Consider the following 15,357-nt stretch of genomic DNA (forward strand, 5'->3'; position numbering starts at 1 on the left):
GTTTTGGGCTTTCTTAATTGAAAAGAAAATGGTATTTTCGCCCACTGAAATTAAAGTAAACCAGCACTAAAATGGCAATATTAGAGAATATTAGAAAACGAACAACCGTACTGATTTTGATCATTGGTTTGGCATTGTTCGCATTTGTAATATCAGGAGTGTTTAGCAGCAATGATTTTGCAGGCACAAAAGTAAGCTCCTCTGTGGCAGAAGTAAATGGAGAAAATATATCCATTGATGACTTTAGAAAAGAGGTAGAAAATGCATCCAGAAGATTTGGCTCAAGTCTTTCTTCAACCCAATTGGTAAACCGTGTTTACGATCAAGAAGTGAGAAAATCCATTTTGGGACAACAGTTTCAAGATTTGGGTATTGATGTGGAAAGTGATCAAATAATAGAATTTGTAAAAACTTCGGGATACGCGCAAATCCCAGATTTTCAAGATGAAAATGGAATTTTTAATCCAGAAGTTTTCAAAAGCGCCATTGCGGACTGGAAGGTAAACGATCCTCTGCGATACGATGCTTGGTTGCAAGATGAACAATCCATTATACAAGCTGCCAAAGAACGTTTATACTTTAATTTGATTAAAGGTGGGGTTGGCGCTACACTTTCCGAAGGGGAATTTGATTATAAAATGGCCAATGAAAAAGTGGATATACAGTATGTGAGAGTTCCGTATACTTCAATAGCTGATAGTAGCATTCAGGTTTCCAAAAAAGAGATTCAAGCATATATCAATGACCATAAAGATGATTTTCAACAGGAAGAAGCTCGCGATATCCGATTTGTGTATTTTGAAGAAAAGGCTTCTGCGGATGATGAGAAATCAGTAAAAGATGCAATTACTGCACTTCTTAATGATACGGTTGAATATTCAGAAGAAAGAGACGCTACGGATACTATTTCCGGTTTCAGCACTACCAATGACATGGCCGCTTTTCTTGATAGAAATTCAGATACCAAGTTTGATACCATCTATAAGGCCAAAAAGGATTTGCCAGCTGTTGTGGCAGATACTCTAATGGCACTAAAAATAGGAGAAACTTATGGACCTTATCGTGATGGCGATTTCTTTAAAATTTCTAGAATAATGGATGTAAAACCTGAAGGGTCGGTTAAATCAAGTCACATTCTTTATGCTTATGAAGGTTCCGAAAGAGCTAACCCTGATATCACAAGAACAAAGGAAGAAGCAGAGGAAGAAGCAAAAAAGATGTTGGTTGAGGCCAAAAAGGCGGATGCTAATTTTGCTAACCTTGCAAGGGAAAATTCCGATGATCCCACTGCAGCTCAACGCTCAGGTGACATCGGATATTTCCAGGAGTCCAACTTAGGTTTGGCCGAAGCGTATAGAAATTATTTGTTTTCGCATGATTTGGGAGAAATTGGCCTGGTGGAAACCCCTTTTGGTTTCCATATCATAAAGGTTGATGATAAACAAGACATTCTTCAAATAGCGACCCTATCCAGAGAGATTGAACCATCAGAGGAAACCATCAATACATTATTTACCGATGCTACTAAATTTGAAATGGCTACTATAGATGGTGAAGCTGAATCTTTTTCAGATATCGCCAAGGAAAGTAGTTATTCGGTAAGACCAGTAAACAAAATAAAAGAGATGGATGAGAATCTCCCAGGTCTTTCAGCCCAAAGAAGTATAGTTCAGTGGGCATTTAATGATGATACCAAGGTAGGGGAGATTAAACGTTTTAGTATAAACAATGGGTATGCCGTTGTGCAATTGACCAAAAAACATGAAGAAGGTCTAATGTCTCCCGAAGATGCTTCTGCAACCGCATTGCCTAAAATCAGAAAAGAACGTAAAGCAGAACAAATCATCGCTGCCAATCAAGGAAAGGCCATGGATGTTCTTGCAAAAGATAACAATGTAACAACTTCCAATGCCACTGCCGTTACAATGAAATCACCCACTATTCCAGGTGCTGGTAGAGAACCATTGGTGATAGGTGCTGCTTTTGGTTTAGGGCAAGATGCTACATCTGAACTTATTAAGGGTGAAACAGGAGTATTTTTGGTGAAGGTGACGAAGAAAGAAGAGGCACCTACTTTGGAAAACTTTAGCACATATGCCAATACCTTAAAAACCAATGCATCCAATCGTGTAAACAGTGCAGTCTACAATGCGCTAAAAGAAGGAGCGGAGATTGAAGATAAACGGGCAATCTTTTATTAGGAAGAAAATATAATTTGATGTAAAAAGCCTCCAACTTGGAGGCTTTTTTAGTTTATTCCTGCTGTTTGGCTTTTACAATCTCTCTTATGGACTGCCCATCAATCAAAACATCCTTGAGTACAGCATCACCATTTTTTATATTGACCAAAGCGTAGGTAACGCTGGTAGTATCCAATTGGGATTCAGTATAGGTTAATTCCGCATCATGCGCTTTGGATTCTTCCATATAGAATCGATCAAAAGGATAATCAATTATTAACTCTGTAGTGGTATAAGAAGTAATATAGCCAACTTCGGCTTTTACAAAATCTTCTTTTTCACTCAACTTTTCTTTTGAAACTGATTTGATTTTCGCAAAGCCATCATCGTCTTTGGTTAGTGAAATAAAAATATCATCACCACGTGCCCAATCATGTTCTTTTGGAATTTCTATTGTGTTTTCATCATAACGTAGTGTAATATACTTCCCTCTAAATGGGTCATTGGGGTCTACAGGTGCAGTTTTGAATTTGTATTCTTTCCCACTGGCCAATACATCTTCTTTATCCCATATCATTTTGGCAGGGACTGATAGTTGCATTAAGCACACAAGAACAAATACGGGTAGCATAAATTTTTTAATGTTCATTTTTCTTTCTTTTTCTGAGCATCCAATAGTTTGTGGCAAAAAAACCGACTCCTACCAATACAAATAGAATTCCTCGTACAACAAAGCTAAGGTCAGTGTCAAAGAACCTACAGGTTATTAATATGGCAATTATGGCCAAACCATAGTTCAATATCCCCAAATGATTTTTTTCGGCACCATTTCTTATGGTAAGGATACCTATTGCCAAAACCAATAGATTGATTAGGACTACTGCAAATGAAAAGTAGTGCCCAATAATGAAAGTAATGGCAAATACTATAAACATGGGCGCAAGTGGCTTTATATCTTCGATAGATTTATTCTTTTGATATACATAAAACATCCAGCTCGTCAATGCGGTTAAAATTACAGACACTATAAATTCAGGTGTTGTAATCAGCTCTTTGAATACGTATTCATGTTTTCTTAAATCCTCCCAAATCTCAGAAAAACTTAATGTTAAAAGCAATATGATCATACCAAGGCTACCAAAAAGTTTATAACCATTGCTTCTTGCTTTTTGTTCCGTAAAAAAGTCTAGATTTCCGATGAGATAGAAAAGCCCAAAAAGACTGAAATAGGCAACCATCATAAGTTCTCCTTCTTTGTCGGCAAGAGTGCCTAAAACAATAAGAACTGATAACGGGACAAACCAATTGTGTAGCACCATAAAATTGCTCTTTGGTCTTTTCTTGAACAATTGATAATAATGGGGAAGTATACTCAAAAGCAGCGGCCAATAGAGATATGATTCTTTTGAAGGGCTTGACCAATAACTTGTTTCAGTTGCGTAATAGGTTATTCCAACAATAAAGAATAGGGAAGTCAATGAAGAATTCATTACATATACTATTGGAAGACAAATTAACATCCATGTTAGTATAAATGTGCTTAAATCGCCAGGGATGTTATAAACTTGACTTACCAGGGATATACTTGCGCCAACCCCAAAAAACAGGAATGTGGAAGTACTCTCCTTCCAAGCTATACTTTGATTTTTTTTGATTAATGCATAACCGCAGAGTAGCTGTCCTATTACAAGAGGTAAAAAGGCAAAAATGGTCTTTATGGTTTTTGAAAGTTCATCCCAATTATGTGCTATAATCAAAATAATTCCAAGCCCTACTAAAATAGCTCCCAAGATTCCGAATACTACAAAAAGGCGATTTATGGAAGAATCTCCTTTGTCTTTGTAATGATTCTTGATTTTCTCTGCAGTTTCCTGCGTAATAATATCGGCCTCGATAAGGTCCTGTAAATCCTTGAGAATACTCATTTTTTCATTTCAAATTGACGTAATGATGGGTCAAAAAATACCCATAACAATTTTGATTCTAGATGAATATAGCAAAAATCATTGGAGTTATAGTTTGGTGATTGATAACTCTCTTTTTTGAATTGATACGTTGATACATCAATCTTGGTTCAGTTACAAAACCATTTCACGAAACTGATAACAGGTACTGAATCCTTTGGATGAAAAATAGGATGGAGCATTTTCGTCTCCAGTAACCATAACAAAGTCTCCTCCCCATGCACCAAGACTTTTTACAGCTCCGGGAAAATCTTTAAAAAGCTTGGATTTTATGGTTGGTAAGCCCAATACTTTGGATAGCGTTTCTTCATGTTCTTGAATTAGGGTTTCAAACTCTAAAAGTGAAGAGGAGGCAATCATTTTTTTTGTAATTGAAGAGACTTTGGAAATTAAACTGCTCTTACTAAATCGTTGTTTTCGATAGTTGGTAATCGCTTCTTTACTACTTTGCTTTTGATTGAGATGGACAAAGTAAATAGAATCTTTAAAAGAAGGATTAAAAGCCACTTCCTCAACTTTAGGATTGTCATTTTCCAATTGATACAAAATAGGGCCATCATGTTGCGCACAGGCAATATCATAACCACTTCCACCGAAGGCGTTCCAAAGTAATTTATAAGGATCAATTTTTGCCCATTGGGCAATGTTGTTTATTAATGTTGATGAAGTACCCAAGCCCCAATTTCGCGAAAAATTAAGGTGGGTTTCGATAATAAACCCGACTGAATTTTGTAAAAATTCCGGGTTTTGTGATTTGGCTTCGGACAATAAATCTATCAGGGTTTTTGAAATAGCACTATCAGTCGTGGAAATTAGTTTTAAACCATCTAAGTCAAAGCTTCCGTTAAACCATATGCTTTTTTTTTCATCAAAACTTTTCCATTCCAACAAGCCCGTAGATGCGGTCTGGGTTACGTTTAAAGATTGTCCATATTTGGCGGGTACGGCTAACCCAAGGGCTCCATCCAAAATGGCATACTCTCCAGAGAGCAATAATTTACCGTTGCTGTAAAACTCCTTTTGCATTAGTTAGATCTAATCTTTTCCAAAGCTTCTTTTACAGAGGGATTGGTAACAGCATGGTCTTTAAAATAATCCACAAGTTGCAGTTTTTCACTTTCGGTAGCTCCCATTTGGTTCAGCATGTTCAGCAAATGCATTTTCATATGCCCTTTTTGAATTCCCGTAGTTACCAAAGAACGGACCGCGGCAAAATTTTGTGCCAATCCGGCTACGGCGACAATCTGCATCAATTCTTTTGCGTTCGGATTTTGAAGGATTTCCAAAGCCAATTTTACCAATGGGTGAAGCGAAGTCAATCCACCCACAGTGCCAAGAGCTAGTGGAACTTCAATCCAGAACTTAAAGATATCGCCTTCAATGCTTGCATGGGTTAGACTTGAGTAACTACCATTTTTGGAGGCGTAGGCATGAACTCCTGCTTCTATCGCTCTAAAATCATTCCCTGTTGCCAAAACCACAGAGTCAATACCATTCATTATCCCTTTGTTGTGGGTAACAGCCCTGTACGGCTCTGCCTTGGCAATAGCGACTGCCTGTATTATTTTTTTAGCAAATTCTTCTGGTGGAATATTATCTTCATTTAACTCATGAATTGGACAGCTGACTTCCGCCTTGACCAAACAATTGGGCACATAATTGGATAGGATACTCATTATAATTTCTATCTCCTTCTCGGCATCCGTAAAATTGGGGTGTCCATTTGCCTTTTTCTTCAATGTTATGGCAAATTGTTCCAAACAAGAATTGATAAAGTTGGCCCCCATCGCATCCAGTGTTTCAAAAGTGCAGTGCAATTGGTAATACCCATCAATTTTATCACTTAAATTCCGAAGTTGTATGGTACTGATTCCACCACCTCGTTTTTCCATATTTTTGGTGATAGCGGAGGCATCTTTGTAAAAATCAGGTAATATCTCCTCGAAAAAAGCATTTAATTTTTCAGAACTTCCTTTAAATATAAAATGGACCTGCCCCACTTTCTCAGTTCCCAGAATTTCAGTTTTAAACCCACCACGATTTAACCAAAATTTGGCGGCCTTGCTTGCCGCTGCCACCACGGAACTTTCTTCAATGGCCATAGGAATGGCATAGAGCGTATCATTTATCAAAAAATTAGGGGCAATCGCAAAAGGGAGGTAATAGTTGGTAACCGTATTTTCTATAAACTCATCATGCAGCTTCTGTAGTTCTATATCGTCGTTCCAATAACGTTCCAATAGTTGCTTGGTTTCCTTCGGATTTTTGGTAAAGTTGGAGGCGACCCAATTAATTTTTTCACTTTTGGATAGTTTGGAAAATCCTTCAACTGGAGTGGTCATAGAGCTTGGTTAAAGGGTTCAAATATAAAGATAATGCTGTTTTTCATTGTATTTAAGTCATTTTTCAATGGTGTAAGGATGTATTTTCTGTTGCAATTGTAACATTAAAGTTTAGATTTTCGATAAATATTAGTAAACTTGGTAGATTTTAATCAATTTATAACTTCAATGCGAAAACAGCTTCCCTTATTCCTGATTGTTTTAGGATTTTTAACCACATCAATAGCCCAAAAGAAAAAAATAACCCTTGAAGAAATTTGGGGAGGCACATTCAGAACTGAAAACATGGATGTGCTACGTTCCATGAAAAATGGAAAGCAATATACTATTCTGAATTTTAATCAATCACCACGTTCCAGTAGTTTGGATAAATACAATTATGAAACTTTGGAAAAAGTGGAAACCCTTGTGGCCTCTTCTGATGAGATTCCTTTTTTCAGTTCCTATGCCTTTAGTGATGATGAGTCAAAAATAGTACTGGCTACGGAAATTGAGCCCATTTTTAGGCGTTCACGTTTAGGCATTTACTATGTGTATGATGTTGCAACCAAGAATATTGTTAAGGTTTCTGATGCTAAAATTCAGGAACCTTTATTATCTCCGGATGGTTCAAAAGTTGCGTATGTAATGGAAAATAACATTTATATAATGGACATGGCTTCCAGTACCACCAAACAGATTACTTCGGATGGTGTTAAGGGAAGTATTATAAATGGCATAACCGATTGGGTATATGAGGAAGAATTTGCCTTTGTACGTGCATTTGAGTGGAACAGTAATGGAACCAAGATTGCTTTTCTAAAGTTTGATGAGACCGATGTGCCACTTTATGCCATGGATGTCTATGGAGAGAATTTATATCCGTTTCAATATGAATTTAAATACCCAAAGGCAGGAGAGAAAAATGCAATAGTATCCTTGCAGCTGTTTGATGTGGCATCGGCCGAGACATCAAAAGTGGATTTGGGCAAGGTGGAATACATCCCTCGAATACAATGGATGAAAAATCCTGATTTTTTGAGTGTACAAACCATAAACCGACATCAAAATCATTTGAAACTACATTCTGTAAATGCGAAGGATAATTCAGTTTCAGTATTGCTCGAAGAAAAGGATGATGCGTATGTGGATATTACGGACAACCTGACCTTTTTGGCTGATGACAGTTTTATTTGGACAAGTGAAAGGGATGGTTATAATCACATTTATTTATATGGCGGAGGAGGTAAACTGAAGAATCAAGTTACCGAGGGAGAGTGGGAAGTGACCAATTACTATGGTTATGACGAAAAAGGAGATAAGATATATTACCAGTCCGTGGAGAATGGCTCTATTAATCGAGATGTATATAGTATTGCCAGTTCCGGAAAGAACAAAAAGCGCTTGACTGAAAAAGAAGGAACCAATTCTGCCGATTTTAGCACAGATTACAGCTATTTTATCAATACCTATTCAAGTGCTGTGATGCCCTATGAATTTACATTGCACAAAGCATCCAATGGGAAAAAACTGAAGGATATAAAAGATAATGCTGTTCTGGATAGTGCATTGGAAGGTTATGAATTGACTCCAAAAGAGTTTTCGACCATAAATATCAATGGGAATGATTTGAACATGTACATGATCAAACCCGTAGACTTTGATGAAAGCAAAAAATACCCGCTCCTCATGTTCCAATACAGCGGACCAGGCTCCCAACAAGTTGCGAACAGATGGTTTGGGAGCAATGATTATTGGCATCAAATGCTCGCATCTGAAGGATATATTGTGGCCTGTGTGGATGGAAGGGGAACTGGTTTAAAAGGCCGTGATTTCAAGAAAGTTACATACATGAATCTGGTAAAGTATGAGACCGAGGATCAAATCGCAGCAGCCAAAAAGCTGAGCGAACTGCCATATATTGATGAAGATCGCACAGGTATTTGGGGATGGAGCTATGGAGGTCATATGAGCACGAACTGCCTTTTAAGGGGAAACGATACTTTTGAAATGGCCATTGCCGTTGCTCCGGTAACCTCTTGGCGTTTTTACGATACCATCTATACCGAACGCTTTATGCGAACACCACAGGAAAACCCTGGAGGGTATGATGATAATTCACCGTTTAACTATCCCGAGCTTTTAAAGGGAAAATATCTTTTGGTGCACGGTTCTGGTGATGATAATGTGCATGTGCAGAATTCTATGCGTATGATTGAGGCTCTAGTGCAAGCGAACAAAGATTTTGAATGGGCCATTTACCCAGACAAAAACCACGGAATTTATGGAGGCAATACTAGACTTCACTTGTTCACCAAAATGACCAATTTCATTAAAGAAAATTTATAATCAAACCACCTAATATATGTCAGATATTGTAAAACCAGCCAGTGAAAAGGAGCTTTTTGGGCATCCACAAGGTCTTTTCTATTTGTTCTTTGCCGAATTATGGGAGCGTTTCAGTTTCTATGGGATGCGGGCCTTGCTCACCCTGTATATGGTCAATGTTATATTCGAGGCCTTATCAACAAGAGATTATGCTGCAGCTGCAGTATATGCTTCTTATGGTTCTTTGGTCTATGCATCAACAGTAATTGGAGGAAAAATATCGGATTCTATTCTAGGTATGCGTTCTTCAATTTTTTTGGGTGGTATTTTAATGGCGTTGGGGCATTTTGTATTGGCCATCGAGAACAATACAGCCTTCTTTTTGGCCTTGGCATTTATTATAGTTGGGAATGGATTTTTTAAACCTAACATATCAACATTTGTAGGAACCTTGTACAAAGATGGGGATACCAGAAAAGATTCTGGATTTACTATTTTTTATATGGGTATCAATATTGGTGGCTTCATATCACCTCTACTATGCGGATGGCTGGGAGAAACGTATGGATGGCATTATGGTTTTGGTTTGGCCGGAATAGGAATGCTTACAGGATTACTTTTCTTTTGGAGCGGGATAAAAAAGAACGTTTTTGGTGAAGGGGGCAAACCACCGAGTGTTGAGGTTTATGAGAAAAAAGTGATAGGAATTCCTCAAAAACACCTTATTCCAATTTTAGCATTTTTATCAGCTCCTTTGATTGCGTATTTATTGCATTCCTATAAATCTTTAGGAGGTGAAGGAAGTTTTTTTGAGGATCAAAACATTGTAAATGTATTGTTCAAATTGATTGGAGTGGCAATTTTAGTTTACATGGGTATGATAATGATTAAATCTACCTTGGATGAGCGAAAAAAGCTTTTTATGGCTTTATTGATTACTTTTTTCATGACCATATTTTGGGGGTTTCATGAGTTACATGGTAGTGTAATTACCCTTTTTGCAGCCAGAAATGTGAACTTGTCCCTCATTAATGCAAGTCAGACCAACGCCTTGAATTCCATGTTCATCTTTATTTTGGCGATTCCAATTTCATTGGTTTGGACGTATTTAGCAAAAAAGAAATTAAATCCAAGAACGCCCTATAAATTTGGTTTGGGTCTGGTTTTGGCTGGTTTAAGTTTTTACGTGGTGTCCCTAAGCGGCGGAGCGGCGGATGAAAATGGAATGGTGCCATTTTCTTATTTACTCTGGCTATATTTTATATTATCAGTTGGAGAATTATTTATGTCACCTGTTGGACTTTCAAAGATTACTGATTTATCACCAAAAAGAATTGTGGCATTTATGATGGGAGTTTGGTTTCTTTCCTCTGCTTTTGCTTTTCAAGTGGTTGGTTTTATTTCGAAACAACTGGCTATTGAAAGCACAGATAGCAATGTGGGTGGTTTGGATACGCTTGATGTATATTTAGACGGTTTTCGCTTAATTGCAATATATGCCTTGGTTGCGGGAATTGTGGTATTGGTGTTTGGTCCGCTCATGAAAAAGTTGATGGGCAACGTTCACTGATTAATCCAAATCAAAAATATAATATCCCTTTTCACCAGTACTGTGGAAAGGGATTTCTTTTTTACTACACGTTCGTTTCCAACGTTCAATGTAGCTTGGGTAGTTGCTACCATCAGCAATAACAATTTTTGGTTGGATTGAATCGATTACGCGTTCCAGATTTACCTTGGGGGATTGTGTGAGCAGCAAAAAATCTTGGACCTCCATTTTTGGATAAATACCTGAACTATCCAATACATACAAACTTTTTCCATTGATATTATAGCTGTTATTTAGTTCATGAACAGCAATGGATTTGATTCGTTCCGCAATTTTGTAATCATTTATGGAGCTTTTTATGTTGCTGGTATCCTCAGCATAAGTAGTAAGGATTTTTCCAGTTTGATGAAGCAATATTGTATTCTTGGATTTATGCAATAGGATAAAAGCTTCTTTGTTCTGCACTTTTACCTGAGTCCAAATAGTCCAGCCCTGTAATGCTACAATTCCAAGTAAAAGTGCAATGGCGTTTTTAAATCTTGGTTTGGAAAGAAATACGATCAAGGCAATGATAAACAGATACGCTAAAACCATTTGGATGTTATCAAAAGGAATATCTTTTATTATAAACCCTTCTTGCCGGGCAACCCAGTCTACTATAGCATTCATGGTGTTGATTACTTGGTTGTAAGCGTAAACCATAAAATTGGGTAGACTATAAAAATGGACAGCAGAATAACCAAAACGCCCATTCCAAGAATAAAACCTAAGAATGGAATGATTAGAAGATTGGATACAAAGAACAAAGCCGGAAATTGATGGAAGTAAAAAAGACTGATGGGTAAAACACCCAATTGTGCCGCAACGCTTACGGAAAACAATTGCCATATTTTTTGAATTAGATAATTTTCAGGAAACCAGAATTGCTGGAGTTTCGGATAAATCCAAACAATGGCAAAAACTGCCGCGTAGCTCATTTGAAACCCTACCTGGAATAAAAACAAGGGCTTTATTAGCAAAATGAAGAACATGGATAAGGCAATACTATTAAAAGCATTGGTGGGTCTATTCAGATACATTGCATAGGCTAAAAAGGAGAACATGGTCACAGCTCTTACAATAGAAGGGGAAAGTCCTGCTATAAAAGCGTAAGCCCAAAGTAAAAAGACAATCAACACCAATTTTATGCCTTTCCCTTTAGGGAATCGTTCTATGGGATTTAGCAAAAATTGGAGTAACAACAGGAGAATACCCACATGAAGCCCGGAAACGGCCAAAATATGAACGGCTCCGGCATTTTTGTAATTGTTATAGGTGCTTTCCGAAATGTCGCTACGTTGACCCAGCAATAAAGCTTGAATTACAGCTAGTTCATCTTCTCCAAAGTCTTTGGTTTTTAATTTTGTTATTATGTGCTCCCGGAAATTGGAGGCTAGGCCATAAATTGTTGTAGAAGCACTTTCTTTGAAAATATAGTCTTTTGAATTGACCCTGATCTGATGGTAAATCCCCAGCTTTTTCAAATAATCCTTATAATCAAATTGGTGCGGATTTAAAGACGGTTTGATTGTTTCCGCTTTTGAAAATACAATGAGTTCGTCATCAACTTTTAGCTTTTTTGCTGTGGAATCTATCGGAAAATTCAAAATCAAGTTTCCGGAACTTTGTTCATTTTCCAGGGAAATTACGTTCACCACATAGCGTTGGGTAAATGGATTGGGTTTAAGAACTTCCCTAATCTTAAGTTCCCACAGTTTTTGTTCAGTAAAGTTTTTCTTTGAATAATGGGTTGGAAGACTTTTGGATTGAGCTACGGTAACAATAAAAATTCCCAAAAGTGATGTGGCAAAAACAAAAATTAATTCGAAATAAGGAAATCCATTACGAGTTTGTTTCCTTTTGGCCCAAAACAATAACAGAAGCAGGGTTAAAATACAATAGACAGGAACTCGCCAATCAACCTGAATATTAAAACCTATGACAATGCCTATAATTAGACATAACGTCAATTTTATAGATACAAAATTAAAAAGTTGCATTATAGAATTCGCATGGCCTTTACAAAAGCATAATTCCAATAGCCTTCCCGTAAGGAAGATACGATTACACCTCTCGAGGTTGAGGCGTGAATAAATTTTATGTCGTTTCCTTTAACATCAACAACTAAACCTACATGGTTTATACGTTTTCCGCTTTTACCGGTCTTAAAGAAAAGAAGGTCGCCCTTCTGTACTTGACCTACTTTTATGCGTTTTCCCTCCTCTGCCATTTGGTAGGAAACCCGAGGAAAAACAATATCATTTTCTTTTAAAGCAACATATACTAAACCGGAACAATCCATTCCCTTTCGTGTAGTGCCTCCAAACTTGTACCGTGTACCTGAAAAGGTCAACGCCGTAGCGATAATATTTTCGGCTTTTTTGTCCTTTCGTTCTTCTTTTTTGCTTTTTTCGGGGAGCGTGGTGTTTTCAGCAGTACCCTCAACAGTAACGGTTCGGGGAGTGCTGTAGGTTCTTTTTTTCTTGGCCGACCCACAGCCAATAATGGTTAAAAGAGCTAGAAAATAGAGTGTTTTCCGTAACATCCAAGATACTATTTCATTCTTGGTCGCTAAATCTAAGCATTTTCGATGATTAATTTAGCCGCCAATTGACTCGCACCTTTTCCGCCCAATTTGTTTTTTAGCAATTTATAGTCTTCCAAAATGCGGTCTCTATCATTCCCTTCTATAATTTTTGAAAGCTCAGTTTTGAGGTTAGAAGTAGTTAAATCACTTTGAATCAGTTCTTTGACAACTTCTCTATCCATAATTAGATTCACTAGTGAAATAAAATCCAAGGTGATGATTCGTTTAGCAATTTGATAGGAAATCCAATTTCCTTTATAGCATACCACTTGAGGGATGCCAAAAAGAGCGGTTTCCAGGGTCGCAGTGCCGCTGGTTACCAATGCGGCATGCGAATGCTTTAATAGGGAATAAGTTTGATTGGATACGTATCCTACATTATTTTCTTTTAGAAAGGAGGCATAAAAGTCATTTGGTAAGCTGGGGGCACCAGCTATAACAAACTGATAATTTGGAAAATCGTCAGAAATAGATAGCATTATGTGCAACATCTTTTGAACCTCTTGTTTTCTACTTCCAGGTAATAGCGCAATTAGGGGTTTTTTGGAATCCAACCCGTTTTCTTTTCTGAAAGTGGGTTCATCAACAATTTTGGTATTTTCAATGGCATCAATCAATGGATGACCAACAAAGTGCACAGGGTAATTATGTTTTTTTTCGTAAAACTCCTTTTCAAACGGAAGTATCACATACATGGCATCAATATCCCGTTTAATTTTTTCAATTCTACCTTCTCGTGAAGCCCAAATTTGTGGTGAAATGTAATAGTTGGTAGTAAAATTATTTTTCTTCGCCCATTTTGCGATACGCAGGTTAAAACCGGAAAAATCGATAAAAATAATGAGGTCTGGTGCAAATTTCTGAATGTCTTCCTTGCAAAAAGCAATGTTCTTGAAGATAGTGGGGATATTTTTAAGAACTTCCAGAAACCCCATAAAGGCCATGTCCTTGTAATGTTTGGCCAATTCCCCGCCTGCCTTTTGCATTAAATCGCCACCCCAACAACGAATTTGAGCCTTCTCATCCTCTATTTTAAGGGCCTTGATAAGATTGGAGCCGTGAAGGTCTCCAGAAGCTTCACCTGCTATAATGTAGTACTTCATTAAAAAAGTTCAAATTCAAAACATCACCTTAATCAACTAAAAAACTTATAGTATAAAATTACCAAAGCAGTTAGCAAGGTGGCAATCATAACTCCTCGTGCTCTGTAATCCCGTTTTAAGCGCAGAAAACCAAAAAAAGCAACTAGGTTCAATATGGCACCAAGTGCCAACAAGCTTCCTATATGTCCTTGAACTATTGCTGCCTCAAAGGTTTCAGCAATTCCCAAATCAGAAAAAATCAAGATATAGAGCAAAGTACCAATGGTATTCGCAATTACCCCTACAACAAAACCTATAATAATTTCTTTCCTAGTGTTCATTTAAGTTCCAATTGTTTACTTGGGAAATTACATGATGTGCGGTAAGGTCAAATTGGGTGGGGACCACAGAAACATAACCTTGTCCCAGAGCCCAAATATCGGTATCCTCACCTTTGTCAAGCAATTCAAATTCACCAGTTAACCAATAATAGTCTTTTCCCGTAGGGCTGGTTCGTTTATCAAACTGTTCTTTCCAGTTGGCCTTGGCCTGTCTGCAAACCTTTATTCCCTTGGGTTCGGCATCGGTTTTTGGAATATTGACATTGAGGACAGTACCTTTTGGGATTCCGTGTGCCAATGCTTCAGAAACAATACTTTTTATCGATTTTCCCACAAAGCTAAAATCCGCTTCCCAAGAATAGTCACATAAGGAAAAACCAATGGCGGGAATACCTTCAATACCGGCTTCAATCGCGGCACTCATGGTTCCCGAGTAAATAACGTTTATCGAAGCATTTGAGCCATGATTGATTCCGCTTACGCAGATATCCGGTTTTCTGTCCAATATTTCTTGCAGGGCCAACTTTACACAATCGGCAGGCGTACCGCTGCAACTATATTCATGGGGAGCACCATCTTCTTGATCAATGGTCACTTTCTTTGAATACAGCGTGCTGTCTATGGTTATGGCGTGTCCCATGCCAGATTGGGGGCTATCCGGAGCCACAACAATAACCTCGCCTATCTCCTTCATTAACCGGATTAAAGTTCTAAGACCTGGGGCAGTAATTCCATCATCATTGGTAACTAAGATGAGTGGTTTTCTCATTTTGTATAATTAATGCTGTAAAAATACGTTTTTCATAAGTATATGATGTCCCAAGTGTTTAACAAAAAATTACAGTCCCTGCTCCAAACTGGCACGGTTTTTTCAGTATCTTAGGGAATTCATACGAATAGAAACGGAGAATGATGTAATGTGGATTTGATGATAAAAAGTCAAATAATCTAGCTCCCAATAAAACC

General features: G+C 37.6%; 13 protein-coding genes. 3 read left to right on the forward strand and 10 right to left on the reverse strand.

Annotated elements, in window-relative coordinates; all coding sequences use genetic code 11:
* Nucleotides 1-71 precede the first annotated feature (71 nt).
* The gene (locus AAY42_RS15020) at nt 72-2,201 is read left to right on the forward strand and encodes a peptidylprolyl isomerase (protein ID WP_055396678.1); all 2,130 of its coding nucleotides are present in this window, start codon (nt 72-74) and stop codon (nt 2,199-2,201) included.
* A 52-nt stretch (nt 2,202-2,253) separates the two neighbouring features.
* Here AAY42_RS15020 and AAY42_RS15025 read toward each other — a convergent pair whose 3' ends face one another.
* The 4 genes from AAY42_RS15025 to AAY42_RS15040 all read right to left on the reverse strand — a co-directional run bounded on the left by AAY42_RS15025 (nt 2,254) and on the right by AAY42_RS15040 (nt 6,486).
* Complete coding sequence (locus AAY42_RS15025; RefSeq protein ID WP_055396680.1) at nt 2,254-2,829, reverse strand: GDYXXLXY domain-containing protein; 576 nt, start codon at nt 2,827-2,829, stop codon at nt 2,254-2,256.
* A complete protein-coding gene (locus AAY42_RS15030; protein ID WP_055396682.1) occupies nt 2,819-4,105 on the reverse strand; it encodes a DUF2157 domain-containing protein in 1,287 nt (428 codons plus the stop codon). Before AAY42_RS15030 ends, AAY42_RS15025 begins: the two co-directional genes overlap by 11 nt.
* Nucleotides 4,106-4,258: 153 nt before the next feature.
* Entirely contained in the window at nt 4,259-5,170 is a 912-nt protein-coding gene (locus AAY42_RS15035) for a GYDIA family GHMP kinase (protein WP_055396685.1), read from the reverse strand.
* On the reverse strand, nt 5,170-6,486 hold the full coding sequence (locus AAY42_RS15040; RefSeq protein ID WP_055396687.1) for a hydroxymethylglutaryl-CoA reductase, degradative: 1,317 nt from the start codon (nt 6,484-6,486) through the stop codon (nt 5,170-5,172). The genes AAY42_RS15035 and AAY42_RS15040 overlap by 1 nt, the downstream gene beginning before the upstream one ends.
* Nucleotides 6,487-6,654: 168 nt before the next feature.
* Between AAY42_RS15040 and AAY42_RS15045 the strand changes: the two genes are divergently transcribed.
* Nucleotides 6,655-8,814, forward strand: a complete 2,160-nt coding sequence (locus AAY42_RS15045) for a S9 family peptidase (RefSeq protein ID WP_055396689.1) — start codon at nt 6,655-6,657, stop codon at nt 8,812-8,814.
* 16 nt (nt 8,815-8,830) lie between these two features.
* Nucleotides 8,831-10,363 carry a peptide MFS transporter gene (locus AAY42_RS15050; protein WP_055396691.1) on the forward strand — a complete coding sequence of 511 codons (1,533 nt, stop codon included), beginning with the start codon at nt 8,831-8,833 and terminating at the stop codon, nt 10,361-10,363.
* On the opposite strand, the gene AAY42_RS18515 is transcribed toward AAY42_RS15050, so the two are convergent.
* Genes AAY42_RS18515 through surE form a run of 6 tightly spaced genes read right to left on the reverse strand, consistent with a single transcriptional unit; the run spans nt 10,364 to nt 15,160 of the window.
* Nucleotides 10,364-11,011, reverse strand: coding sequence for a hypothetical protein (locus AAY42_RS18515; protein ID WP_245625625.1), 648 nt, complete (start codon nt 11,009-11,011; stop codon nt 10,364-10,366).
* An 8-nt stretch (nt 11,012-11,019) separates the two neighbouring features.
* A complete protein-coding gene (locus tag AAY42_RS18520; RefSeq protein ID WP_245625626.1) occupies nt 11,020-12,351 on the reverse strand; it encodes a ComEC/Rec2 family competence protein in 1,332 nt (443 codons plus the stop codon).
* 29 nt (nt 12,352-12,380) lie between these two features.
* Nucleotides 12,381-12,926 carry a C40 family peptidase gene (locus AAY42_RS15060; RefSeq protein ID WP_055396694.1) on the reverse strand — a complete coding sequence of 182 codons (546 nt, stop codon included), beginning with the start codon at nt 12,924-12,926 and terminating at the stop codon, nt 12,381-12,383.
* Between the two features lie 32 nt (nt 12,927-12,958).
* Entirely contained in the window at nt 12,959-14,071 is a 1,113-nt protein-coding gene (gene lpxB, locus AAY42_RS15065) for a lipid-A-disaccharide synthase (RefSeq protein ID WP_055396696.1), read from the reverse strand.
* Between the two features lie 32 nt (nt 14,072-14,103).
* Nucleotides 14,104-14,391 (reverse strand): hypothetical protein, encoded by a 288-nt coding sequence (locus AAY42_RS15070; protein ID WP_055396698.1) that lies wholly within the window; start codon nt 14,389-14,391, stop codon nt 14,104-14,106.
* Complete coding sequence (gene surE / locus AAY42_RS15075; protein ID WP_055396700.1) at nt 14,381-15,160, reverse strand: 5'/3'-nucleotidase SurE; 780 nt, start codon at nt 15,158-15,160, stop codon at nt 14,381-14,383. The genes AAY42_RS15070 and surE overlap by 11 nt, the downstream gene beginning before the upstream one ends.
* Nucleotides 15,161-15,357 lie beyond the last annotated feature (197 nt).

The sequence above is a fragment of the Flagellimonas eckloniae genome (assembly GCF_001413955.1).
Taxonomy (GTDB): Bacteria; Bacteroidota; Bacteroidia; order Flavobacteriales; family Flavobacteriaceae; genus Flagellimonas; species Flagellimonas eckloniae.

Excerpts from the sequence above, each read along its gene's own strand:
- AAY42_RS15020 (WP_055396678.1), top strand. The coding sequence starts at position 72 with ATGGCAATATTAGAGAATATTAGAAAACGAACAACCGTACTGATTTTG.
- AAY42_RS15025 (WP_055396680.1), bottom strand. The coding sequence starts at position 2,829 with ATGAACATTAAAAAATTTATGCTACCCGTATTTGTTCTTGTGTGCTTA.
- AAY42_RS15030 (WP_055396682.1), bottom strand. The coding sequence starts at position 4,105 with ATGAGTATTCTCAAGGATTTACAGGACCTTATCGAGGCCGATATTATT.
- AAY42_RS15035 (WP_055396685.1), bottom strand. The coding sequence starts at position 5,170 with ATGCAAAAGGAGTTTTACAGCAACGGTAAATTATTGCTCTCTGGAGAG.
- AAY42_RS15040 (WP_055396687.1), bottom strand. The coding sequence starts at position 6,486 with ATGACCACTCCAGTTGAAGGATTTTCCAAACTATCCAAAAGTGAAAAA.
- AAY42_RS15045 (WP_055396689.1), top strand. The coding sequence starts at position 6,655 with ATGCGAAAACAGCTTCCCTTATTCCTGATTGTTTTAGGATTTTTAACC.
- AAY42_RS15050 (WP_055396691.1), top strand. The coding sequence starts at position 8,831 with ATGTCAGATATTGTAAAACCAGCCAGTGAAAAGGAGCTTTTTGGGCAT.
- AAY42_RS18515 (WP_245625625.1), bottom strand. The coding sequence starts at position 11,011 with ATGAATGCTATAGTAGACTGGGTTGCCCGGCAAGAAGGGTTTATAATA.
- AAY42_RS15060 (WP_055396694.1), bottom strand. The coding sequence starts at position 12,926 with ATGTTACGGAAAACACTCTATTTTCTAGCTCTTTTAACCATTATTGGC.
- lpxB (WP_055396696.1), bottom strand. The coding sequence starts at position 14,071 with ATGAAGTACTACATTATAGCAGGTGAAGCTTCTGGAGACCTTCACGGC.
- AAY42_RS15070 (WP_055396698.1), bottom strand. The coding sequence starts at position 14,391 with ATGAACACTAGGAAAGAAATTATTATAGGTTTTGTTGTAGGGGTAATT.
- surE (WP_055396700.1), bottom strand. The coding sequence starts at position 15,160 with ATGAGAAAACCACTCATCTTAGTTACCAATGATGATGGAATTACTGCC.